19 protein-coding genes and 1 other annotated feature are annotated in these 25,529 nt (G+C 41.0%); of the genes, 3 read left to right on the top strand and 16 right to left on the bottom strand.

Annotated elements, in window-relative coordinates; translation table 11 throughout:
* Positions 1-187: 187 nt before the first annotated feature.
* Positions 188-1,690 (bottom strand): xylulokinase, encoded by a 1,503-nt coding sequence (gene xylB / locus ACYSNU_RS05640; protein ID WP_461736221.1) that lies wholly within the window; start codon positions 1,688-1,690, stop codon positions 188-190.
* 92 nt (positions 1,691-1,782) lie between these two features.
* Positions 1,783-3,090, bottom strand: a complete 1,308-nt coding sequence (gene xylA / locus ACYSNU_RS05635) for a xylose isomerase (RefSeq protein ID WP_461736220.1) — start codon at positions 3,088-3,090, stop codon at positions 1,783-1,785.
* Between the two features lie 153 nt (positions 3,091-3,243).
* On the opposite strand from xylA, the gene ACYSNU_RS05630 reads away from it, so the two are divergent.
* The gene (locus tag ACYSNU_RS05630; RefSeq protein ID WP_461736219.1) at positions 3,244-4,407 is read left to right on the top strand and encodes an ROK family protein; all 1,164 of its coding nucleotides are present in this window, start codon (positions 3,244-3,246) and stop codon (positions 4,405-4,407) included.
* Positions 4,408-4,504: 97 nt separating this feature from the next.
* Here the strand turns inward: ACYSNU_RS05630 and ACYSNU_RS05625 are convergent, their stop codons facing one another.
* A complete protein-coding gene (locus ACYSNU_RS05625; protein WP_461736218.1) occupies positions 4,505-4,801 on the bottom strand; it encodes a hypothetical protein in 297 nt (98 codons plus the stop codon).
* Between the two features lie 15 nt (positions 4,802-4,816).
* Positions 4,817-6,163: an NADP-specific glutamate dehydrogenase gene (gene gdhA, locus ACYSNU_RS05620; RefSeq protein WP_461736217.1), complete on the bottom strand. Its 1,347-nt coding sequence runs from the start codon at positions 6,161-6,163 to the stop codon at positions 4,817-4,819.
* 305 nt (positions 6,164-6,468) lie between these two features.
* Between gdhA and ACYSNU_RS05615 the strand changes: the two genes are divergently transcribed.
* Positions 6,469-7,689 (top strand): argininosuccinate synthase, encoded by a 1,221-nt coding sequence (locus ACYSNU_RS05615; RefSeq protein ID WP_322597295.1) that lies wholly within the window; start codon positions 6,469-6,471, stop codon positions 7,687-7,689.
* 468 nt (positions 7,690-8,157) lie between these two features.
* Positions 8,158-9,540 (top strand): argininosuccinate lyase, encoded by a 1,383-nt coding sequence (gene argH, locus ACYSNU_RS05610; protein WP_461736216.1) that lies wholly within the window; start codon positions 8,158-8,160, stop codon positions 9,538-9,540.
* 257 nt (positions 9,541-9,797) lie between these two features.
* Here argH and ACYSNU_RS05605 read toward each other — a convergent pair whose 3' ends face one another.
* The 12 genes from ACYSNU_RS05605 to ACYSNU_RS05550 form a co-directional block, all read right to left on the bottom strand.
* Positions 9,798-10,913, bottom strand: coding sequence for a 5-methyltetrahydropteroyltriglutamate--homocysteine S-methyltransferase (locus tag ACYSNU_RS05605; RefSeq protein ID WP_461736215.1), 1,116 nt, complete (start codon positions 10,911-10,913; stop codon positions 9,798-9,800).
* 71 nt (positions 10,914-10,984) lie between these two features.
* Positions 10,985-11,228, bottom strand: a binding site (T-box leader).
* Positions 11,229-11,386: 158 nt separating this feature from the next.
* Positions 11,387-11,758, bottom strand: coding sequence for a YccF domain-containing protein (locus ACYSNU_RS05600; protein ID WP_461736214.1), 372 nt, complete (start codon positions 11,756-11,758; stop codon positions 11,387-11,389).
* Between the two features lie 73 nt (positions 11,759-11,831).
* Complete coding sequence (locus ACYSNU_RS05595) at positions 11,832-12,515, bottom strand: response regulator transcription factor (RefSeq protein WP_461736213.1); 684 nt, start codon at positions 12,513-12,515, stop codon at positions 11,832-11,834.
* Complete coding sequence (locus ACYSNU_RS05590; RefSeq protein ID WP_461736212.1) at positions 12,505-15,138, bottom strand: DUF4118 domain-containing protein; 2,634 nt, start codon at positions 15,136-15,138, stop codon at positions 12,505-12,507. The genes ACYSNU_RS05595 and ACYSNU_RS05590 overlap by 11 nt, the downstream gene beginning before the upstream one ends.
* 14 nt (positions 15,139-15,152) lie before the next feature.
* Entirely contained in the window at positions 15,153-15,686 is a 534-nt protein-coding gene (locus ACYSNU_RS05585; RefSeq protein WP_461736211.1) for a potassium-transporting ATPase subunit C, read from the bottom strand.
* 24 nt (positions 15,687-15,710) lie between these two features.
* On the bottom strand, positions 15,711-17,741 hold the full coding sequence (kdpB, locus tag ACYSNU_RS05580) for a potassium-transporting ATPase subunit KdpB (RefSeq protein ID WP_461736210.1): 2,031 nt from the start codon (positions 17,739-17,741) through the stop codon (positions 15,711-15,713).
* Positions 17,742-17,793: 52 nt separating this feature from the next.
* Positions 17,794-19,470 carry a potassium-transporting ATPase subunit KdpA gene (kdpA, locus tag ACYSNU_RS05575; RefSeq protein ID WP_461736209.1) on the bottom strand — a complete coding sequence of 559 codons (1,677 nt, stop codon included), beginning with the start codon at positions 19,468-19,470 and terminating at the stop codon, positions 17,794-17,796.
* A 938-nt stretch (positions 19,471-20,408) separates the two neighbouring features.
* Positions 20,409-20,876: a PTS sugar transporter subunit IIA gene (locus ACYSNU_RS05570; RefSeq protein WP_461736208.1), complete on the bottom strand. Its 468-nt coding sequence runs from the start codon at positions 20,874-20,876 to the stop codon at positions 20,409-20,411.
* 10 nt (positions 20,877-20,886) lie between these two features.
* Positions 20,887-21,357, bottom strand: a complete 471-nt coding sequence (locus tag ACYSNU_RS05565; RefSeq protein ID WP_461736207.1) for a hypothetical protein — start codon at positions 21,355-21,357, stop codon at positions 20,887-20,889.
* Complete coding sequence (locus ACYSNU_RS05560) at positions 21,317-22,102, bottom strand: MurR/RpiR family transcriptional regulator (protein WP_461736206.1); 786 nt, start codon at positions 22,100-22,102, stop codon at positions 21,317-21,319. The genes ACYSNU_RS05565 and ACYSNU_RS05560 overlap by 41 nt, the downstream gene beginning before the upstream one ends.
* Positions 22,103-22,338: 236 nt before the next feature.
* Complete coding sequence (locus ACYSNU_RS05555) at positions 22,339-23,670, bottom strand: 6-phospho-alpha-glucosidase (RefSeq protein ID WP_461736205.1); 1,332 nt, start codon at positions 23,668-23,670, stop codon at positions 22,339-22,341.
* Positions 23,671-23,699: 29 nt separating this feature from the next.
* Positions 23,700-25,298, bottom strand: coding sequence for an alpha-glucoside-specific PTS transporter subunit IIBC (locus ACYSNU_RS05550; RefSeq protein ID WP_461736204.1), 1,599 nt, complete (start codon positions 25,296-25,298; stop codon positions 23,700-23,702).
* Positions 25,299-25,529: the final 231 nt, after the last annotated feature.

The raw sequence follows: 25,529 nt of genomic DNA, 5'->3' as shown, positions 1-25,529 counted from the left end.
AAATAAAAATATATTTTAGTTTATTAGTACGTTAAACTAACTTATGAAATAATAATAAATTAGTCTTCAATCTTTGTCAAGCGCTTTCAAAATCTTTGTAAATTCATTTTACTAAATTAGAAAGACAACTAAACCATAGTGCAACAATATCTGATATATCTAAAGATCCAATTTAGTTGTCCCTATACTATTCCCCCGCCAACTCCCGCAGCTCATGACTCAACTCGCTTGTCGCGGGATAAACTTTCCGGTACTCTTGATAAATTTTTTGATACGCTGCGACATTTTCTCGAATTGGAAAATGTGATTGTTTATACGCCACAAATACTTCTGCACAAGCTTTCAAGTCAGTAAACCAATTTAAGCCGATAGCGGCTAGCATAGCTGCTCCTAGGCCTGGACCTTGTTCGGAGACCAGACTGGTTACTTCTGCATCAAAAATGTCTGCTTGCATCTGCAGCCAATCGGCATTTTTAGCGCCGCCGCCAACTGAAATAATTTTTTCAAATTTGCGACCAGCCACTTCCTCCATCAAGACCTGTGAATCCTTCAAAGAAAAAGTAATGCCCTCCAATACGGCTCGGGTAAAATGATTGAAGGTGTGTTGATCATCCATCCCGATAAAACTGCCGCGAATTTTACCATCGACATGGGGTGTCCGTTCACCGCTAATATAAGGCGTGAATAACAATCCCGCAGCCCCTACTGGCACGTCGTGGACGCCCTTCAGCAACTCATCAAAGGATAAACCTGCTGCAAAAACTTCTTTAAACCAGCTGAGGCTATGGCCCGCTGCTAAAGTCACCCCCATTGAATAATAACTATCTTTTTGAGCATGATTAAATAAATGGAGTTTCCCCTGAAAATCTTGGTCAGCAGAATTTTCATAGGACAAAAAGACGCCAGAGGTTCCGATGCTTGCCATGCCAATGCCTTCTGCCAAAATTCCTGAACCAACGGCGGCACACGCATTATCGGCACCACCAGCAAATATTTTAACCTCTTTGCTGAAGCCAAATTGTGCTGCCAATTTCTTTTTCAAGAAGCCAGTCATTCCCGATGATTCAATTAATTGCGGTAATAAATCCTTCGAAATAGCAAATTTTTCTAAAATTTGGGGTGACCACTGTTTTTCTTTAATATCCAAAAGCAAAGTTCCTGCTGCGTCAGAATAATCCATGTGAATTGTATCTGTCAGCCAATAGCCGAGATAATCTTTTGGCAACATTAAATGGCGCACTTGCTGCCAAATCTCTGGTTCATTTTCCTGTATCCATAAAATTTTAGGCAGAGTAAAGCCTTCTAAAGCAATATTTTTCGTAATTGCTAACAGCTCTGTTCCAAATTCTGCCATGATTTTTTGACATTGTTTTGTGGTCCGCACATCATTCCACAAAATGGCATTGCGCAAAACTTGTTTTTCTTCATCTAACAAAACTAAGCTGTGCATTTGTCCTGAAAAACTAATACCTGCCAATTCCTCTGTAAAATCAGCCACTTCATTTTTTAAAATTTCAAAAACAGCACTACAAGCAGCAACCCAATGCTGAGGATCTTGCTCGCTGTAACCAGAAGCCGGTTGAATTAATGGATAATCTTGGGCTGCTGTGGCAACGACTTCACCGGCCTGATTCATCAAAAGGCCTTTTAGCGAGCTTGTGCCTAAATCAATTCCTAATACGTAGGGCATTTTTTCGTACCTCCTAAAAAAGGCTGCGACATAAGCTAAACAGATATAATTAATCTGTAAAAATTCTTATATCACAACCTCTTGCTTCATTTTTAGACTAAATAATCATTCAAACGCGATTTGACAACTTCCAAGTGGCTAGATTCATTCGTAATATCATCGTGGGCCAAGGCATAAGTGGTCAGGCTTTCTAAATCTTCTTCGTCTGCAACAATTTTTGCGCCGATACCGGTCGTATAGCTGGCATAACGTTTTTCTTTCAAATCATCAAAGAAGCGATCTTCCTTCAAAGCGGCCGCTGCTTTCAATCCGCGGGCAAAAGTGTCCATTCCGGCGATATGGGCCAATAATAAATCATCCATTGCAAAAGAAGAACGACGTACTTTTGAATCAAAATTGATACCGCCAGGTGCGATGCCGCCATTTTCTAAAATTTCGTACATAGCCAGGGTTGTATCATAAATATTTGTTGGAAATTCATCTGTATCCCAACCTAATAAAACATCCCCTTGGTTGGCATCGATTGAGCCTAATGCATCGTAATCTCTGGCAACATTTAACTCGTGTTCAAAAGTATGTCCAGCCAAAGTTGCATGGTTAGCTTCTAAGTTCAATTTGAAATCATTTTCCAAACCATGTTTTTGAATGAACGCCATCGCCGTTGCTGCATCAAAATCATACTGATGTTTTGAAGGTTCCATTGGTTTTGGTTCAATTAAAAATTGTGGTTTGTGACCAATTTTTTCTCCGTAAGCAATTGCCATTTTAAATAGCCGGGCAATATTGTCCTGCTCAAATTTCATATTGGTATTTAGCAGTGATTCATACCCCTCACGGCCACCCCAGAAGACATAATTTTCGCCGCCGAGTTTTTTACTGACATCCAATCCTTTTTTCACTTGAGCTGCTGAATAGGCAAAAACTTCTGCATTATTTGAAGATGCTGCACCATTCACAAAACGTGGATGGCTAAACATATTTGCTGTGTTCCATAATAATTTAATGCCAGTTTGATCCATTTTTTCTTTGATTAAATCCGTAATTTCATCGATATTACTGAAAAATTCTTCTAACGAATCGCCTGCAGGTGCAATGTCGACATCGTGGAAGCAAAAATATTCAACATCTAATTTAGTTAAAATTTCAAAGAAGGCTTCAACACGATTGCGGGCAGTATCCATTGGCGTTTCCCCAAACCAAGTCCGTTGATTGACTGGATCACCAAATGGATCAGAACCATCTTGAGTCATAGTATGCCAATAAGCAACGGCAAAACGCAAATGCTCCTTCATAGTCTTCCCCATAATTACTTCTTCAGGATTGTAGTGACGAAACGCAAATAAGTTTTCTGTCGCTTTTCCTTCGTATTTAATTTTTTCAACATTTGGAAAGTAAGCCATTTTTAAATCCTCCTAAATTTTGCTTGAATTAAGTTTGTTTGTATAATAAACTAACCTTGTGATGTAAATATAAAATACTCGAAGAATTTTGTCAAGCGTTTTCAAAAAGAAATATAGTATAATTTAAATGAAAAAATAAAAAGGATTGATGAGATGATTTCCACTAAATATACAATTCGTGAACAAAACGAGGCGACTGTCTTAGCGCAAGTGATAAAAAAAGGCGAAATTTCCCGCGCAGAATTATCCAACATTACCAAGTTGAATAAAGCTTCAGTCTCTTCGATAGTAAAAAAATTAATTGATGACCAGCTAATCTCTGAGGTGGGCATTGGCAGCTCTTCAAACGTCGGCGGTCGGAAACCGACGATGATTACTTTCAACGGCCATTCTGCGCTGGTGATTGCTATTGATTTAGGGGTGGACTACATTGAAGGGATGCTCGCCTATCTTGATGGTACGGTTATTGAAACAATTCGTAAAAAAGATGTCAAGGTACAGGCAGATAATGTAGTGAAGCATTTGTCCTCCCTAGTCGATTATTTTATTGACAATCAACCTGATACTTACCATCGGATTATTGGGATGAGTATCGCTATTCACGGAATTGTTTTTGAAAACAAAATTATTTTTACCCCTTACTACGATTTAGATACGATGGATTTGCATGAACAGATTAGTCAAAAATGTAATTTCCCAATTTTTTTAGAGAATGAAGCGAATTTGGCTGCTTTGGGGGAATATACCTTTTCTTCAAAATCGCAAAAAATTATTTCCATCAGTATGCACAGTGGTGTAGGAGCTGGTATTGTCGAGAATGGTGAAATTCAATTAGGGGAGCATGGTCGTGGTGGTGAAATCGGTCATACAATTTTACGTCCAAATGGTAAAGCTTGCCCCTGCGGTAACAAGGGCTGTCTAGAACAATATGTTTCCCACAAAGTTTTGTATGATTCGATTAATAAACAAGTGAATTTGAAAAAAATTAACTCACAAATCATTCAAGAATTAGTTGAGGCTGATAATTCTGCAACAATCGAGCTATTAAAGAAAAATGCTGAATTACTCAGTATTGGTGTGAATAATGTTGCCATGCTGTATGACCCTGAAGTGGTAATTATCAACAGTTCCGTTTATCGAAAAATACCGGAGCTGATAGACGATTTGAAAACCTCCATCACTAATCGCTACCTCAATAATTTATTTATTCGTAATACCACTCTAAAAGATCAAGCAACACTCTTCGGCGGTTTTGCTTTAGCAACGCAAAACTTTTTGAACATCACGGAATTAAAATTATTAAAAGAATATCACTAAAAATGTCGTTACTTCTTCAATACAATTTTTATTCTTAAACGCAAAAAAACAGCCCCCAACCAATCCTATTTCAGATTAGTTGGAGGCTGGTTATGCTTTATTCTTTGAAAAAATCTCCATAGCCATCAATCGTCTCGCCGTCGTAATAACGAAGCAACTCATCAATGGTCAGCTGTTTTTCTTCGGGCTCGTCTTCTTCTTTAGGAAGATGCTCTTGGTGATAGATTGCATAGGCTTCGGCCAGTTTGCGAAAAACGGCCTGGCGTGACTCCCCTTCTGCTGCGATAAAAGGCAGTTGGCGGATATACGCACTAAACTGTGTCTTGCCGTCAATCGTTTCAATCGGCAGCTCTATCACATCTAAATCAACTTCTTTAAATAGTTCATCGTACATTTTTGTCTTCCTCTTTTACACTAAGCCTTGAGCTAACATTGCTTTAGCAACTTTAGCGAAACCGGCAATATTAGCGCCCGTTAATAAATCATCTTTGTGGGAATATTTTTCAGCAGTTTCTTTACAATTTTTATAAATCGTCGCCATGGTACGATCTAGCTGTTGGTCAACGGCTTCAAAGCTCCAGTTTAAGCGTTGGCTGTTTTGGGCCATCTCTAAAGCGGAGACAGCAACGCCACCAGCATTGGCTGCTTTGCCGGGACAGTAAATGATGCCCGCTGTTTGGATTTTTTTAACGGCTGCTAAAGTGGTCGGCATGTTGGCCCCTTCGCCGATAATTTTAACGCCATTGGCAATTAAAATATCGGCATGGTCTTCATTGATTTCATTTTGTGTTGCACAAGGTAACGCAATATCAACATTGCCACGATAATTCCAAACGCTGCCTTCAAAATATTCAGCTTGTGGTCGTGCTTTTTGATATTCAGTTAAACGTTGGCGTTTCACTTCTTTAATTTCCTTCAGTAATGCTAAATCAATACCCGCTTCATCGACAATATAGCCATTGGAATCTGAGCAAGTAATTACCTTACCGCCATATTCCTGCACTTTTTGAATTGCGTAAATCGAAACATTGCCGCTACCTGAGACTTGAACTGTTTTACCTTTAAAGGAATCTTGGTGTTCTTTTAGTAAATGTCTGACAAAATAAACCAAACCATAGCCAGTTGCTTCTGTTCGCACGAGGCTGCCGCCGTATTCTAACCCTTTACCCGTTAAAACACCCGCTTCTGCTCCCCGCAGGCGGCGATAAGCGCCGTATAAATAACCAATTTCTCGTCCGCCCACGCCGATGTCACCGGCGGGAACATCCAGCGACGGACCGATGTGACGATACAATTCTGTCATGAAACTTTGACAAAAGCGCATGATTTCGCTGTCGGATTTTCCTTTAGGATCAAAATCACTGCCGCCTTTACCGCCGCCAATCGGCAGACCAGTCAGACTATTTTTAAAAATTTGTTCGAAGCCGAGAAATTTTAAAATGCTTAAATCAACGGTTGGATGAAAACGCAGGCCGCCTTTATAAGGGCCAATTACCGAATTAAATTGGACACGAAAGCCTCGGTTAACCTGCCAATTTCCTTGATCATCTTGCCAAGGCACTCGGAATTGAATAATTCTTTCCGGCTCTACCATCAGCTCCACAATATTTTTTTCCAAATATTCAGGATGGTCTTCTAAAAAAGGCACGATACTTGGTAAGAATTCTTCTAAAGCCTGCAAAAATTCCGGCTGGTGGGCATCTTTGGCGACTAATTTTTCTTGTAAAGCTGCAATTGCTTGGGAACATTGTGACATCTGATTTCCTCGTTTCCGCTAATTATTTTAGGCAACAAATGCCCTTCACTAAACTTTACACTATTCCTTTTTTGGAAGCAATTTCAGCAGGCCGAAAATTTAAAAAAAGGTGCTTCTCTAAAGATTGAATTATAAATTTTCTAAAAAAATTTATGCATGCTTTCCTTGTATAAACGAGATTAAACGTATATTTAACTGAATTATTTTACTTTTTATGTATATTTATTTACTTTTTACTTGCATCCCTTTGAAAAGGGTGTTATGATACTTTCATCAAAACAAAAGCATTAAGGGGAGAAACAATCATGAAAGAAAAAGTAATTTTAGCGTACTCCGGTGGTTTAGACACCTCCGTATCAATTAAATGGCTCGTTGATGAAGGCTATGATGTCGTTGCCGTTTGTTTGGACATCGGCGAAGGAAAAGATATTGATTTCATTAAAGAAAAAGCATTAACAGTTGGTGCTAGTGAATCTTATGCAATTGATGCTAAAGAAGAATTTGCCAAGGATTTTGTTTTAATCGCCTTACAAGGCCACACCTATTATGAAGGAATTTACCCATTGGTTTCTGCTTTAAGCCGGCCTTTGATCTCCAAAAAATTAGTTGAAATCGCTCATCAAACTGGCGCAACAACAATTGCCCATGGCTGTACTGGTAAAGGGAATGACCAAGTTCGTTTTGAAGTGGCGATTGCCGCTTTAGATCCCAACTTAAAAGTGATTGCTCCAGTGCGGGAGTGGAAATGGTCACGGGAGGAAGAAATTGCATACGCTGCTGAAAAAGGTGTGCCAATCCCTGCTGATTTAGACAATCCTTATTCAGTTGACCAAAACTTATGGGGCCGGGCTTGTGAATGCGGAATTTTAGAAAATCCATGGGCAACGCCGCCAAAGGGTGCTTATGAAATTACTGCTGAGTTGGAAGACACGCCTGATACTGCTGATATTATTGAAATCACTTTTGAACAAGGGGTGCCAGTAGCCTTAGATGGCAAAGCCTTTGAGTTATATCCTTTGATTCAAGAATTAAATGAAATTGCCGGCAAGCATGGTGTTGGTCGGATTGATCACATTGAAAATCGGTTAGTCGGCATTAAATCTCGGGAAGTTTACGAATGTCCCGGTGCGGTAACGTTAATCGCTGCCCATAAAGCATTGGAGGATTTGACTTTCGTACGGGAAGTAGCCCACTTCAAACCAACAATTGAAAATCAATTGAGCCAAACGATTTATGATGGCCTTTGGTTTAATCCATTAACAGATGCCTTGATTGCCTTCTTAAAATCAACCCAAGTCTATGTCAATGGTGTTGTGCGGGTGAAATTATTTAAAGGGAACTGCATTGTTGAAGGTCGGAAATCTGACAACAGCTTATATGATGAAAACTTGGCTACTTATACTTCTGCTGATACCTTTGACCAAGATGCTGCAATTGGCTTTATCAAGCTGTGGGGTCTACCAACAAAAGTTAATGCTGAGGTGCAAAGTAAACTAAAAGCTGACCAAGCAGTCCCTAATGCTTAATCTGAAATAATTTGGCTGATGCAACTGATGTGAGGCAAACTTTTCCGAGAGAAAATAATTTTGTCCGTTGACATCTTGATTTACTTTTAGTGAGTTTCTTTTCTTACTTAACAGGAAATAAGGAAACCAGTAAATCGCCAATTTTTTCATTTAGCAGTTTACTTAAGTGAGGAGTCCATTTTCTAAAAATTAAAGGCTTCCTGTAACTGCTCTCCCCTAGAAATTTGGAGGCTGTGACATTAGTTCAAACAGAACCGAACGCTGCGAAGATTAGTTAGTAAAAGCAGCAACATATTGAAAATTTACTTCAGTGGACTCAGTTGACCTCAGAAGCAAATCAATATAGTTTGGTGGATTATCTGTTAAAAAGACTAGTGTCATAGCCTCTTTTTTACGAGAAAAATTACTTTCTCCGCTTTTTAAAAGCATTTTTTGATATACTGGAAAAAAAGAAGAGGTGACCAATTTATGGCAAAACTTTGGGGCGGCCGTTTTGAAGGCCAAAGCGAAGCATGGATTGATGAGTTCGGCGCATCAATTCCCTTCGACCAAAAATTAGCAAAACAAGATATTACCGGCTCTTTAGCCCATGTGAAAATGCTGGCTCATACGGGAATTATTACCGAGGCTGAGGCTGCAGAAATTACGAAAGGCTTAAAAGCTGTTGCAAAAAAACTGGCAGATGGCGAATTGACCTTCGCCATTGAAAATGAAGATGTTCATTTAAATATTGAAAAATATTTAACCGAAGAAATCGGGGCTGTCGCTGGCAAACTTCATACTGCCCGCAGTCGCAATGACCAAGTGGCGACGGATATGCATTTATATTTAAAAGATATAGTCAAAGAAGTTGTAGAAAAAATTCATTTTTTCCGCAAGGTCTTAGTCCATCAAGCTGAGGAAAATATCGAAACGATTATGCCCGGCTATACTCACCTGCAGCATGCCCAGCCGATTTCCTTTGGTCATCACATGATGGCTTATTACGGCATGCTGACAAGAGATCAGGAACGCTTTGCTGAAAGCCTGAAACGGATTGATATTTCGCCTTTAGGTGCTGCTGCTTTAGCCGGCACAACCTTTCCAATTGACCGGGAATTTTCTGCTAAAGAACTCGGCTTTGCTAATATTTACACCAACAGTCTTGACGCCGTCAGCGATCGGGATTTTATCTTAGAATTTTTAAGCAATTCCTCGATTATGATGATGCATCTCTCGCGTTTTTGCGAAGAAATTATTTTATGGACCAGCAACGAATTTAAATTCGTTGAATTGACGGATACTTTTTCCACTGGTAGCTCGATTATGCCTCAGAAAAAAAATCCCGACATGGCGGAATTAATTCGCGGTAAAACCGGTCGGGTCTATGGTGACTTATTTGGCCTGTTGACGGTAATGAAGGGTTTACCGCTAGCTTATAATAAGGATTTACAAGAAGACAAAGAAGGCATGTTTGATACCGCTCATACTATTTTGACTAGTTTGGATATTATGGCTGGCATGGTGGATACGTGGAAATTAAACAAAGCCCACATGGCAGAATCCACTGAGAAAGATTTCTCCAATGCAACTGAGCTGGCGGATTATCTTGCAGCTAAAGGCATGCCCTTTAGACAAGCCCATGAAGTGGTCGGTAAATTAGTTTTGGCCTGCACAAAAAAAGGTATCTATTTGCAGGATGTGCCATTGACAGAGTATCAAGAGATTACACCACTAATTGAAGAAGATATTTACGATACGCTTTCCTCCAAGACAGCTATCGCTCGCCGCCATTCCTTAGGCGGCACCGGCTTTGATCAGGTGCAAGCGCAAGTCGCTTTAGCCCATCAACAATTGGCTGACGAAGAATAATTTTTTTAAGTTGTTAGTTGCTGTAAGGAATTCATAAGCTTCTTAAGGAATCCTTAATACAACTTCACAAAAAGGTTACACTTTCTTAGGCTCACCTTAAGTTTTGCATTGTATTATAAATGCATACCAACAAACAACCCTAAAAAACACTTTTTCATTTTTAACTCCTTGCCCGCCAGCCACCCACTGGCGGGTTATTTTTTTGCCGCAAAAAAATACGAACTACTAATAATCCGCATTTTTGATTGCTAATTAATTTAAGCGGCGCCCCAAACTTCTTCAGTGATTTCTTTAATCAGCTGCAGTTTTTTCCACTGATCTTCTTCGGTAAGAATATTGCCTTCTTCGGTTGAGGCAAAGCCGCATTGAGGTGAAAGGCTGATCCGATCGAGGTCCACATATTTGGCGGCCTCGTGAATCCGGTTGATGATGGTTTCTTTATCTTCTAATTTACCATCTTTACTAGTGACTAGGCCTAGAACTACCAATTTATCTTCAGGAAGATGGCGCAATGGTGAAAAGTCACCTGAGCGTTCATCGTCAAATTCTAAAAAGAAGGCTTCGGCATCTTCTTGACCAAATAAAACTTCACCGACTGGTTCATAACCACCAGAAGTAGCCCAGGTCGAATGGTAATTCCCGCGACAAATGTGAGTAGTGATTTTCAAATCCTCTGGCAAATTTTGAACGCCCTCATTGTTTAACTTCAAATATAATTCCTGCAAAGCACTGGTATCGTATTCGCCGTTGGTCATCGTTTTCCAAAAATTTTTATCGACGAGCATGCCCCAAGTACAGTCATCCAACTTAACTTGGCGGGCGCCTAAATCATACAAATGCTGTAATGTTTCTTGGTAAGCTTTAGCGATATCAGCATATAAATCTTCCCGCTTAGGATAGAAGCGGTTAACCCAGTCTTCGTTGTCTTCCCGAACTAATTCGGCAAATAATTGTGCTGGTGCGGGGATGCTTTGGCGAATTTTTTCTGGCGCAACTAATTTGGCTAAGGAAGTGAATTCCGCAAAAACCGGATGCTCGGGATTAAAGGCAATTTTTCCTGATAAGCGGGCAGAATCAGCTCGGGTTTCTTCGCCGTGGAATAAATAGCCTTGATCTCTGACAATATGTTCGACACCGTTAAAGCCCCAAAAGAAATCTAAATGCCAATAGCTGCGGCGAAATTCACCATCACTAAAAACTTCTAAGCCGGCTTGTTTTTGTTTTTCCACGAGATCAGCAATGGCCTGATCTTCAACTTTCGTTAATTCCGCTTGCGTTAAATTGCCCGCTTCAAAAGCACTTCTCGCTTCCTTCAAAGCTTCTGGTCTTAAAAAACTACCGACGATTTCATAACGATTGACTGTTTTACACATAATAAATTTCCTCCGATTTTTTCTAGATTCGTGGACTCCATCAATAAAAAAATCCCTAGAAGAATTATTCTTCTAAGGATGTCGTTGACATGGTACCACCTTAATTTGTAAAAGTTACCTTTTACCTCTGCCAATACTTTAGCTACTAAAATACTGGAATTTTCCTAACGAGGATTGCCCCGTGTGCTCCTTAACCTTGTCTTGGAACACCCGCTCAAAAGCCATTTTCAAATTTGTTGATTCTCACCTCTTTTCAGCTACCGAGGCTCTCTGTTGAAAACTGACAAATTTTACTTTCTTTCTCATTGCGTTTGATTATTCGTTTTTTTAATCTTACTTTAATTATTTTATTTCCGCAATCTAAAATAGGTTATTTGCCTATATGGATTTTTTATCTATGGTTATAGTTTTTGGCTATATGAAATAAAAAACACAAGACTATGATTTTCATCACAGTCCGGCTTTTTCTCATTTTAATACCGACTGCTCACAATCTGAGCGCCAAAAGGCATCAATGCGAGCTTTGCCATTTTCAGAGACTGCATGGCAAATGGAATGCCAATAATTGAAATGGTTAAAAGGAACGCACTTCCTAAATGGCCAATAGCCAAAGGAATCCCCGAAAAAATCAACCAGAGAATATTTAAAATTAGACTGCCTCCGCCGCCACCATAAACAACTTCTTTGCCAAAAGGTGCCAAGGCTAAACCGGCGAATTTGAAGCATTGCAGGCCAACAGGAATGCCGATAATCGTAATACACCACAGACAGCCGGCTATAAACCACGTAATAGCCCCAATCAGTCCGCCAAAGATAAACCAAATTATATTTCCTAAACAACTCACTTAAATCCCCTCCACTTTTTAAGTTTATCAAAAAATAAACAGAAAAAAATCCGTACTAAGACGGATTTTTTAACTAGCGCCAATCCTTCAAGCGGTAACCGACACCAATTTCAGTAAATAGGTATTCAGGTTCCAGCGGATTGCTTTCAATTTTTTTGCGGATATTGGAGAGGTTGACCCGCAGTACTTGCTGGTCGCCAGTGTAAGGGCCCCACACGGCGGTCATCAAAGTTTTATAGGTCACTACTTTTCCAAGATTTTCAAAGAGCACTTTAACAATTCGATATTCATTTTTAGTTAAATGAATTTCTGTCTCCCCCTTAAATAATTGATGGCGGGGGATATCTAATCGTAAAGCGCCATTGGTAATAATTGGCTCAGCCTGTGCTTGAAAATTTTTATGGCGCAAAGCCGTACGAATCCGCGCCAATAGTTCCCTGGTGCCAAAGGGTTTGGTGACGTAATCATCCGCCCCTAAATCCAGCGCATCGACCTTGCCCTGTTCGTTATCTCGAGCAGAAATAATAATCACCGGCACTTGGCTTTGCTTGCGAATTATTTTCAATAATTCGCTGCCGTCAATATCGGGCAGACCTAAATCCAGCAAAATTAAATCCACCTCATGTCCTTGAAAATAATTCAGGCCGCTCATGCCATCAGCGGTCGTTGCCAGTTGATAGCCTTCCTTTTCTAAGACTACCTGCATAAAATCGGTAATCACTAAATCATCTTCAATTAATAAAATATTAGGCTTCATAGGAACTCTCCTCTCCTAAAATTTTGACTTCGAAAATTGTCTCTTTTCCGCCCTGCAACACTTGCAGTTGGCCGTCATGGGCCTTGATAATCGTTTTGACGATACTCAGCCCAATTCCAAGACCATTCTTCGAATCAACGGGAATCTCATCGTCACTGGATAAATTATGCAGAATTTTTTGATATTGCTGCTGAGTCATCTGGCCTTGGCTACTGATTTGAAAAGTCACAAAGGGCTCTTGATAGCTAATCTTCATTTTGACAGGTGTACCCTGATTGCCATGGCGGAAGCCATTTTCAATTAAATTGAATAGCGCCTGCTCCAATAAAATTGGGTCAGCGGCCACAAAGAGCATCTCCGCGGGCAAATCAATCAGTAATTGCTTCTCAGGATAAGCTTTGCGGCTGCGGGCTAAAACGGCCTCTGCGATTTCCTCGACAAGTTCTGGCGTTTTCGTGACCTCCATCGTATCCATATTAATTCTGGTGACCGACAATAAATTTTCCACCATCCGTACTAGCCACTGGGATTCATCTTTGACGTCTTGCAATAATTTCACTTTCGTTGCTTTAGGTAAATTGGGTTGCTCCTCGTCTTCAATCAAGGTTTCTGCTAGACCTGAAATTGAGGTCAGCGGTGTCCGTAAATCATGGGAGACTGCCCGCAAAAGATTGCTGCGGACTTTTTCCCGCTCATTTTCCACCCGCATTTCCTGTTGGGTATTTTTCAGACGGGATTGTTCTAACACGATGGCTAATTGAGTCGTGACCAATCGCAAGTAATTCAATTGATTATTTTCTAAATTATGCTGCTGGTTCCGTAAAATTCCTAAAACGGCTAGGGTTTGTCCCTCGGCGGCCACCGGCAAATAATAACCTTTGGCGCCACCTAAAGTGTCCGTGCCAAAGCCGGCCTCCCGCTGATTTTTACCGGTCCAAAAGGCGACTCCCATTTCTTCTTTAGTTTGCAATGTTTGAGCCGTTTCGGGACTGTGGCTGATAATTTCAGTTTCCGGACTGTATAAAACAATTTCCCGCTTTAAAAGGCGGGCTAAAAAACTCGTCGCCGTATCATAAATCTCTTGATTATCCGTTGCCACAACGTAGCGTTTGTTCAGCTCGTATAAAATTTCCAATTGGTGCTCCCGCTCCATCGCACTGCTGGCCTTCATTTTTAAACGAACCACCAGATTGCTGACCATTAAAGCGACAATCAGCATAATCAAAAGGGTAATCAAATAACTCGCCCGATTAATCACCAGTGAGTAACGGGGCTCAACAAATAAATACGTATAAATCACAACGCTTAAAATGGAGGCTAGGCCGCTCCAAAGATAGCCGTTTGTTAAACGGGCGGTGATTAAAACAAAGACTAAATAAATCATCATCTGATTTTGGTCGCCAAAATGAAACCACTGCAAAATTTCGGTGATAATCGTGGCACTGATGACCATCAACAAAGTAACCATCAAATTACCCCAGCCGCCTGTGGGAATCAGCTCCTGCCACCACTTTGTTTTTTGTTCCTTCTCTTGATAAGGCACTAGATGGATTTCAATGTTTGTCAGCTGTCCCAGCAAAATATCCTCTGGGTCGCTGACAAAAAGTCGTTCATACCATTTTTGGTTGAGCCGCTTGCCCATCACAATATCGGTGGCCTGAATTAACTCCGCATACTTAGCAATCGTCTCATAGCTGCTGTCTTCCTCCAGCGTGACGGTTTCAGCCCCCAGCTTTTCTCCGAGGTCTAATAAAAAACTCGCATCCTTTGTTTCTGGTTCATTTTGCGAATGCACCAAGACAACGGTCCAATCGACACCAAAGCCCTGTACTAAACGAGCCGTCCAGCGAATACATTTTTCGCCCATTTTGGGAAAACGGTCTTCGACAATTGTCAGTAGCTTGGTTTGGACTTTATTGGTGACAGCTGCCTGATTGATATAATCAGAAGCCCGCTGAATTGCTAAGCCCCGCAATTGATCTAATTTATCAAGGGAAAAAAAGTTTTCCAAAGCCTTGCGGGCATTGCCGGCCGCGTAAATTTTCCCTTCGGCTAATCGCTCAATCAATTCCTCCGGTTCAATGTCCACAACTTTAATCGAAGCCTGTTTTAAAACGGTATCCGGCACAGTCTCTTGCACTTCTACGCCAGTGATGTCATCGACTAAATCGTTCAGGCTTTCTAAATGCTGAACGTTCATCGTCGTTAACACATTAATGCCCGCTTGTAATAATTCTTCGACGTCTTGGTATCTTTTTTTATTGCGGGAGCCGGGGGCGTTGGTGTGGGCCAATTCATCCACCAAAATAATTTCTGGCTTGATGGCTAAGGCCTGATCGATATCAAACTCTTTTAAGGTGATACCACGATAAGTGACATCTTTTGCGGCTAATTGAGATAAGCCCTGCAATAATTTATTGGTTTCCGGGCGGTCATGGGGCTCGACATAGCCGACTAAAACATCCCGGCCTAATTGTTGCAGCTCTTGAGCTTCCTGCAACATGGCATAGGTCTTGCCGACACCGGCAGCAAAGCCAAAGAAGACCCGCAAGCGTCCCCGCTGCGAAGTCTCCCGTTGAATTTTTTTTAGTAATTCTGAAGCGCTTGGTCGGTTTTCTGCCACCATAATTCCTCCAATTACTCTTGACTCAATTTATCTAAGGCCAAGTTTAATGCTAAAACATTGACATAAGCTCGATTGCTAAGAAAATCCCGTTGTATTTGTGCTTTTATTATAGCATTGATTGCCTCTTCTGAAAGATTCCGTTGATTGGCAATTCGGGCCACTTGAAATTCTGCAGCGGCGAGACTGATATCCGGATCGACACCGCTGGCTGAAGCGGTGACTAAATCTAACGGCACTTGGGTTTCTGTCGGATTTTCAGCCAATAATTTTTCTTTTCGTTTGGCTACTAGGCTGGCCTGCTCCGCGGAAAACGCCGCTAGATTGCTGACTTCAGTTGGTCTTCCTTGAAAATAATCGGCTGCCTGCATGTCTTGACCGATTAATTTTGAGCCGACAACTTTGCCTTCTTGAACAATCAAGCTGCCGTCCGCTTTTTCTGAGAAAAATGTTTGTCCAACGCCGGTGATGACCAAGGTATATAAACCGCCAAACACGACAATCGCTAAAACTAAAAATCGCAGACTGGCTAAGACTGTTTGTTTCATTTTTAAACCTCCTAAGTTTCTCTGTTATAAAATAATCAGCGCCAACAGCATATCAATCAACTTGATGGCGACAAAGGGTGCCAACATGCCCCCTAAACCATAGAGCAATAAATTGTCCCGTAAAATTTGGCTGGCGGGTTTTTCCTTATAGCGCACGCCTTTTAAAGCTAAGGGAATTAAAGCGACAATAATCAGCGCATTATAAATCAAGGCGGCTAAAATCGCCGTTAAAGGACTAGCTAAATGCATCACGTTTAAAGCATTCAACTGCGGATAAATACTGTAAAACAAGACGGGAATCACCGCAAAATATTTGGCAATATCATTGGCGATACTAAAGGTTGTCAAAGCACCACGGGTCATCAGCAATTGTTTCCCGATTCGTACTACTTGCAATAATTTAGTTGGACTAGAATCTAAGTCAATCATGTTGCCGGCTTCTTTGGCGGCTTGGGTGCCGGTATTCATCGCCAGAGCGACATCGGCTTGGGCTAAAGCCGGTGCATCATTGGTACCATCGCCAGTCATCGCCACTAAGTGTCCTTCTTCTTGATAATTTCTAATCAGAGTCATTTTATTTTCCGGCGTCGCTTCGGCTAAAAAGTCATCGACTCCCGCTTCTGCGGCAATCGCCGCCGCTGTCAAAGGATTATCGCCAGTAATCATAATGGTTTTAATGCCCATTTTCCGCATATCTGAAAATTTTTCTTTGACGCCGTTTTTAACGATATCTTTTAAGTAAATCACACCTAAAACTTGTAAATCTTTGACAACAACCAGTGGCGTACCGCCAGCACGGGCAACTTTATCGACAAGTTCATCGCAATCAGCTGGATAGGTTTTGCCTGCTGACTCGACGTATTTTTTCATCGTATCAGCGGCACCTTTTCTGACCTGCGTGCCTTGATAATTAATACCACTCATGCGGGTTTTCGCACTAAAATCAATAAATTCAACTTCTTTGTCGGTAAATTCTCGTTCACGGATGTCAAATTTTTCTTTGGCTAAAACGACAATACTACGACCTTCCGCCGTTTCATCGGATAAAGAAGAAAGCTGCGCTGCATCGGCTAATTCCCGTTCGCTGACGCCAGCAACTGGTAAAAACTCACTGGCTCGCCGATTGCCCAAAGTAATTGTGCCGGTTTTATCTAATAATAAAATATCGACATCGCCAGCCGCTTCAATCGCACGACCGCTCATGGCAATCACATTTTCTTTGGTCAGCCGACTCATTCCAGCAATCCCGATACTAGAAACCAAAGCACCGATAGTTGTCGGGGCTAAACAAATTAACAATGCAATCACAATGACGGTTGATAAAGCTTCGCCATTGCCGGCTAATTGGCTGGAAAAATCCGTGAAGGGCACCAGCGTGACGGCAACCGCTAAGAAAATAATCGTCAGCGTTACTAAAAAGATTTGCAGCCCAATTTCATTCGGCGTTTTTTTCCGTTGCGTGCCCTCCACCATTGAAATCATTTTATCTAAAAAGGAGTGACCATTTTCAGCGGTCACTTTTATTACCAGAAAATCTGAGACTAAACTAGTCCCGCCCGTCACTGCGCTGCGGTCACCACCGGATTCCCGAATGACCGGTGCCGATTCTCCGGTCACGGCACTTTCGTCCACCGAAGCGGCCCCTTCAATGACTTCACCATCAGCGGGAATTTGTTGGCCGGCTTTGACATAAATCAAATCGCCTTTTTTTAAATCAGAAGAAATCACTTCGCTAAATTTTTCCTGCTGCCAATCATTTGGCTGTTGGATTTTGAAAGCTGGCACGGCTTTTTTGGCCTCTTTTAAACTAGAGGCCTGCGCTTTTCCGCGCCCTTCGGCAATCGCTTCAGCAAAATTGGCAAACAGGAGGGTCAGCCATAGGAAAAAGGCGACCGTCACCATAAACCAGAGGGGCACACTTTGCTTGGTAAAACATAAAATACTGGTGACAATTGCGCCGATATAGACGATAAACATCACCGGATTTTTTATTTGCAAGCGGGGATCTAATTTTTTGACAGCATCCAGTAGCGCCGCTTGGTATAATTTGTTCATTTGATTTTCCCCTTTTATTTCATAAGTAGTTACAATGTTTTTCTTTACTCAACTAGTTTGTAAAAAATTCAGCAATCGGTCCTAAGGCCATTGCCGGTAAAAAGCTCAAAGCGCCGATGACGACAATCACAATCATTAGCATAACGACAAAGGTTACGTTTGTGGTCGATAAGGTCCCTTCGCTGACGGCTGCAATTTTTTTCTGACTCAAGCTTTGTCCTAGAAAAAGAATCGCCGCCATTGGAATAAAACGGGACAATAGCATCATAATGCTGCCTAGAAGATTTAAAAAAGTCGTGTCCGCTGTCATGCCGCTAAAGGCACTCCCGTTGTTATTTGCCAAGGAAGTTGCATTGTATAGCACTTCAGTAAAGGCATGGGGCCCTGAATTTTTCAACCAAGAAAAAATATCTGGATGTAAGACTAAGAGCATGCCGCCAAAGAGTGTCAGCAACAGTGGTGTTAAAATTACCAGACTGGCCATCTTCATATCAAAAACTTCAATTTTCTTGCCTAAGTATTCTGGCGTGCGGCCCACTAATAGCCCCGCCACGAAAACTGCCAATAAAATAAAGGCGAGCATTCCGTATAGGCCGCTGCCGGCACCGCCGAAAATAATTTCTCCTAGCTGCATCAAAAACATTGGAATCAAGCCGCCAAATGGAGTAAAACTATCCATCATGGCATTGACTGAGCCGTTGGCAGCTGCGGTTGTGCTGACCGCCCAAATGCTGGACCAGCCGACACCAAAGCGCATTTCTTTACCTTCTAAATTTGCTTGGCCTAAAACATCTGCAAATTGTGGACCATAAGTTTCACTGATTAAAACGCCAACCACCGCCAGCAAGATAAAGCTTAAGGAAACGATGAAAATGGTTCGCCCCTGCTGCCATTCTTTAACCCAAAAGCCAAAGGCAAAAATCAGCGCCATTGGAATTAAGAGAATGCTGATATTTTCAATAAAATTTGTCAGCAGATTCGGATTTTCAAAGGGATAGGCCGAATTGGCACCATAAAAACCACCGCCATTTGTGCCTAATTGTTTGATGGCTACTTGACTGGCGACTGTTCCTAATGCCAACCATAAACTTTCACCATTTAGGCCTTCATAATTAAAACCACTACTGAAGGTCTGGACAACCCCTTGGGACATTAACAAAATCGCCACAATTGTCGCCAGTGGCAGCAATAGATAAACTAAACTGCGCACAATATCCTGCCAAAAATTGCCGATAAATTTTTGCTGCCGCTGAATTAAGCCCCGGATTAAAACGGATAAGACGGCAATCCCAATAGCAGCAGATAAAAAGTTTTGCACGGTTAAACCAAAAATTTGCGAGAAATTTGAAAGCATTTCTTCACCAGCATAAGCCTGCCAGTTTGTATTAGTAATAAAGCTGACGGCAATGTTAATAGCTAGCGGAAAGCTTAGATTTTCTGCGCCATTGCCATTGAGGGGCAGCCAGCCTTGCGTCATTAAAATTAGCAATAAAACCAGTAGTGAAAATAATGAGACCGTCAATATTGAAACCAAATATTGTTTAGCTTTCATCGTTTGACGACTAGCCGGCCCGATAATTCGATAAAATAATCTCTCAACCGGTTGTAAAAACCGCATATATTTAGGAATGTTCCCTTGTAAAATTTCTTTTATATACCAACCTAATGGTATGGCCAATCCAATTAATACGAGGAAGAACACACTTCCCTGCAATAAATTGCCGATCATTGTTGATCCCCCTTAAATAAATACCAAAATAAGTAAACCATGATTAACAGACTTAAAAGCCCCAAAACCAGATTCATAAACGTCACGTCTCCTTTACATGTTTAGCTTACCTAAAGGGGTATAAAGATAGTGTTAAAGTTTAGACATTTCTTTATGCTATCTTTATATGGGGATTTTTGAGTGAAGGTTATTTTGAATTTTTATTTGTCGGGGAGATAGAAATACACAAAACTATGGGGCTCAGGACTGGTAAAGTTTCAAAAAAACACTATATAAAAATTAGGAAACTGAACCTCTCTGATTTGTTTAAGTGGATTTAAACAAAAGGTCTCTTACACAAAAAATATTCAAGAAGGTATTTTTTTATTGTATAATTTAAGTATCTTTATAGCTGTTAAACTATTAAAATCTATGGGAGGTCTGATTATGGCTTTTGCACAAAATTCGCTTATTGTCAGCAGTTTATTTCTAGTCATTTATATCATCTGCATAGTTTTCCTCAATAAGATAAATAAAGTAACTAAGCTTACTAGCTACCTTTTTTCTTTCGCCTTTATGGGATTTATCATCTATTACAATCTGAACTTTTTTCATAATTTAAATGAAGCCAATTATTTTTTCGTAGATACAATCACAAATATCTTTTCTTTCGTCTTTTATGTGCCTTTTGTGTTGGGTAGTTTTTTCAGGTTGAAAAAATTATTAAGCAAACAGGAGCTAAAAATACTGACGATTATTGCTTATATCTTTTTGATGGGACTTTTTTTGTATCTGTGGAGAATTCTCTTTTTTGGCATGTTTGTTGGATTTGTTTAATCCTAAAGCTTCAATTTAAAGTTTGAAACCAATTAGTCTCCGATAAAAATTGCTTTGCTGCTACATTACAGCATCTTGAATGCACAAAAAAAGAGGCTGATTTTTTCAGCCTCGCTTTCTTATTATTCCAATTCCAAAACCACTTCACCTTTTTTGACAGGTCCTTCGTTGATGGTAAAGGTCTCGCCCATTTTACGAGGGAAGAGAACCATCACTGTCGCTGGCTTGTCATTGCTCTTTAAGGTTGCTAGGTCCATTGAGATTAATTTGGTGTCTTGATCCACCTTGTCGCCTGCGTTGACATAACTGGTAAAGCCGGCGCCATCTAATTCCACCGTGTCGATTCCCAGATGGACTAAAACTTCGGTGCCATCCTCCATCACTAAACCAACCGCATGTTTTGTTGGAAAGATGGAAGCAATCTTGCCGACAACCGGTGAATAAACTTCACCATTGGCCGGTTCCACCGCATAGCCGGCCCCCATCATTCCTTGGGCAAAGACGGGGTCAGCGACTTTTTCTAATAAAATTAATTCGCCGTCGACCGGCACAAAAACTTCTTTTTTCTTTTTCTTCTTAAAACCAAACATATTTTTCCTCCTAGAAATTCGTGATTAAGGTCAAAGCGACAACTAAAATGGACAATAAACCAATTAGGCCCATCAGCAAATAGCTTTCAAATTGTGTTTTCGTTGTGGCAACACCTGCTGCAATCGGTTGGTGTTTCACTGATTTGAAATACGCGAAGATCAGAGCAGCGCCAATTAAATTAGCCGTTGCCACCTGCTGAACCAAAGCAAAAATCACAAAACGCTTTAACAGCTGCTGATTATTTTGATCCTTGGATAAAGTATACATTAGAAAAGCCAGTAGTAACATCAGACACGTCAAAAGAAAAGTCAGCGTCAAGGAAGGTACTTCGGCAATCAGTGTCGTAAAACTGCTTTGACTATTAAAGGCAAACAGCAGCACAAAACTATAAAACAACACCGGCAGCAGCAGCCAATAACCAATTACAAAATTTTTAATCCTATTCGGTGTCAGCCAGTTCATCGCTTTCGTTAAGATCATAGAGAAATTCACCAAACTTTCTAAAAAGATAATCCATGCCGCAGCTGAGACTCACCAAGCTGGTGACATAGGATTTTTTGCCGACTGCAATCGGCGTTATGTAATAAAACAGAGCATAATCAGCATTTTTACTAAAGAAATTATCACCAAAAGCTGTGAAGGCCATCGTGGTGATACCCCGCATCTTCAGAGAAATCAAATTTTCTTTGACTTCCTCCGTTTCACCGCTTAATGAAACAAAAATCACCATATCGGTTTTTTTAATCATTGGCATCGCCATATCAAATTCCGTGCTGTTGGGCAGACAAATCACCCGCTTTTCAACCGCCATCATCATCTTGGAAAATTCATCGACAATTTTCCGCTGAGAATAGCCAGTACCATAGCAGTAAATCGTTTCTGAACGATGCATCTCCTGTAAGATGCGACTGAAATCAACATTGCCTAAATAAGCAATCGTCCGTTGAATATCCTGCTGCTGGGCGTCAAAAATATCCACCTTAGCAGCGGTAGTATCCTCCTGTTGATTTTGCTTAATAAAATACTTAAACTCAGAAAATCCGGTAAAGCCAATCTTTTTCGTCAAACGTAAAATTGTTGATTTTGACGTATGGACTGCCTCGCCTAACTCAATGATGCTCATCTTAGTGACTAGCGCCTGATTGTCAAGGATATATGCCAAAATTTCTTGGTCCAACTCACCTAAATCCTTTTGATGCTGTCGCGCAATCGTTTCCAAATTCATAATCGGCCTCTTTTCTTCATCCTCTTTTATTTATTATAGAAGAAATAAGAAAAAATATGAATGGAAACTTTTTTATGTTGCCGAAAAATCAAGAAGTTTTCTCAGCCATCAGAACAAATTGAAATTGCTAAAAGTCAGACTGGAGTTTTTAAGGCTAAATTTAGGGGATTTAGCCGCCTAAAAATCCCCAGCCTCTTTTAGCGTAATTCAATTTAATTTGTTTAAAGATTAGCTCTTTATTTTAGTGTTGGCCAAAATTCTTGATTGGCTTCTAATAAGTCATCTAAAATTTCTCTGGCAATCCGCGCATTTGGTACAATTCTGGAAAGAGTCAAGGCTTGCCATAGTTTTTGGTAAGAGCCTTCTTCCCAAGCCTGCACCACTAATTTTTCTACAGAAACTTGTTGTTCCATCAATCCTTTTTGGAATTGTGGAATTTTCCCTTGAGTTAATGGCTCAGGACCATTAGCGCCGACGATACACGGCACCTCCACCATAGCCGTTTCATCAAAGTTGACGATTGCTCCTTCATTTGGCACAATCAATAGCATTCTTTCGTGGGTGTTATACGCAATTGCTCTGGCTAAATCGACAATGTAACTGGCATGTTCATCAACTTCTAACGTCATGCCAGCTGCCGTGCCAGCTTCAGCAATGCGATTACATTCACCGAAAACATGTTTTTCTCTGCCCGCCATCACTTCATTGGCACGAGTGTATTCTGGATTAGCGTGAGCTACTTCGTCTTGTGGGTATAGATAATATTTCAAATAAGTATTTGGCAACGTCTCAGGATCAACTGCATAGACATCTTTAGCTTTGGCAAACGTATGCATCCAGCTAGCGTCGGTATGTTGCGATTCTTCAATTTCATCCTGTAACGAATAGCCGTACTTGTTAACATGTTCTTTAATTTTTGGCATTAAGTCATTGCCTTCAAGGTCACGGATATCTGTCCACCAGCCAAAATGATTCAAGCCGTAATAACGGACAACCATTTCTTTACGGGAATTCAGACCAACGGATTTCGCCATCCGTTCTTCAATCCCTACTGGCATGTCACAGATATTGATAATTTTTGAATGTGGTCGTAATTTACGGGTCGCCTCAGCCACAATTGCTGCCGGGTTGGAATAATTTAACATCCAAGCATCCGGTGAATATTTTTCCATGTAATCGACTAATTCTAAAACGCCGCCGATTGAACGCATCCCGTAGGCAATTCCGCCAGGTCCACAGGTTTCTTGGCCGACAACGCCGTATTTCAATGGAATTTTTTCATCTTGTTCCCGCATCGCATACAAACCAACGCGAATATGAGCCATCACAAAATCGACATCTTCAAAGGCAGTCTGAGGATCAGTCGTGGCAACAAAGTTAATTTCTGGTGCCCGTTCTCGAATAATAATTTCGCAGGCATCGGCAATTTGCTGTTGCCGTTCCTCTAAGTTGTCATAGAATTTAATTTGGCGAATTGGAAAACGCTCCAGATTATCTAAAAGCATCAAGACAATCCCCGGTGTAAATGTACTGCCGCCGCCAGCGATAACGATTGAAAATTTCTTCATTTTGTTCTTCTTCCTCTCATTTTTCCTGTTTAGTCGTTAACTTGTAATAATTGTTCAAATTGTTCTCTGACTTGTGGAACATCTAAGCCCACAATAACTTGGAAGGCATTGCCTTTGCGGACAACCCCGTGGGCTCCGCCTGAACGAAATTCCTCGTCGGCTCCCACTAGATTTTCATCTTTAACGGTAATCCTTAAACGAGTCGCACAGTTGTTGACCTTATCAATATTATCGGAACCGCCGAAAGCTTCTAGATAAATAGCTGCTTGTTCAGTATATTGGTTGCCACCAGCGATTGCACTAGCACCAACTGGTTCGCCAGCTTGTTTAGCTTTGTAATCTTTTTTAGTATGCAGTTTAATTTCTGCTGCATCTGGTTCCCGTCCTGGTGTCGCAAAGTTAAATTTCAAAATTAAGAAGCGGAAAACAACGAAGTAAATTAAGGTAAATCCTAAACCGATGGCAATTTGCGTGAAAATCATGCCGCTGTGGTTGGCAAAGAGCGGTAACCAGTTTTTGGCAATCATATCGATTAAGCCGCTACCCATATCGCCGACAACTCCAAAGGCAAACATCGTTGCAGACATTGAAGCGGCTAAGAAAGCGTGGACCGCAAACAATGCAGGTGAAACAAATAAGAAGGTAAACTCTAGTGGTTCGGTAATCCCTGCTAAGACAGCTGTCAACGTTGCAGGAATTAAAACGGCCAAGACTTTTTTCTTGTTTTCAGGTTTTGCGGTAAAGTAAAAGGCTGCCGCAATCCCCGGTGAAGCGAAGATTTTTGAGTTTCCGTGTAAAGCAAAGCCGCCTTCTGGGAACAATTGTTTTAGCGGTGTAGTCGTTTGCGAGAACTCATTTAAATGGGACATCCAATAATTAACAATTCCGCCTTCAACAACTGCTGGTCCAAAAACAAACGGCGTGTAAATGAAATGATGCAGCCCGGTCGGAATCAATATTCGTTCCAAGAAGGTGTAGAGCCAAACGCCAAAGACGCCGGCACTCGCTAGAAATCCTTGCATCGAACCGATACCCATTTGAACTTTCGGCCAAATCAGACAGAATAGAAAAGCGACAGGTAACATCACGAAAAATCCTAAAATTACAACAAAGGATGATCCTTGGAAAACTCCCAAGAAATCTGGTAATTTTGTATCGAAGTAACGATTGTGGAGAAAAACAACAATCGCTGAAATTAAAATTGCGCCGACAATACTAGTGTCTAAGGTTTTGATACCGGCGATTAATTTCAAGCCGCTTTCGCCGCCAACCTCTTGATTGTAGTTGACTCCGAAAAAATCACCGAAAAATTCTAACATGCTGCCGATAAAATATTGAGCCGTCAGATAAACGACAAAAGCCTCTAGCGCAGCGCGGGCATTCGCCTTTTTAGCTAGACCAATCGGCAAGCCGATGACAAATAATAATTCCATTTGATTAAATACGGTCCAAGCACCATTTTCAATAATGGTCCAAATACTGTACCAAGTGGTGCCTTCATTGGCGATGCTGCCGATAATTAACGGATTTTTAAAAATAATTGCTACCGCCAACATAATCCCGGAAAAAGAAAATAGTAAAACCGGCGTAAACATGGCCCCACCAAACCGTTGGATCTTTTCCATCATAAGTGAACTTCCTCCTCTTCTCTGTGCAAAAACTATTCTTATTTTTGCTGGTACATTAGTTATACCAATCCTGGTATCCGCTTACAAGACTTCTGGTTAATCCTGGGAACCAGCACCATTGAATGAACCAAAGTGTCAGGCGCTGGGAAATTTCCCGCAGCTAATTTTAGACAAAAAAATAGCGAGAAGCAGTTCCGTCTCCCTACCCATTTCAGCAGACGACTGCTTCTC

The sequence above is a fragment of the Enterococcus sp. LJL120 genome, from assembly GCF_054871765.1.
The sequence above is the reverse complement of the archived record's forward strand: the minus strand, read 5'-3'. Positions and strand labels throughout refer to the sequence as shown.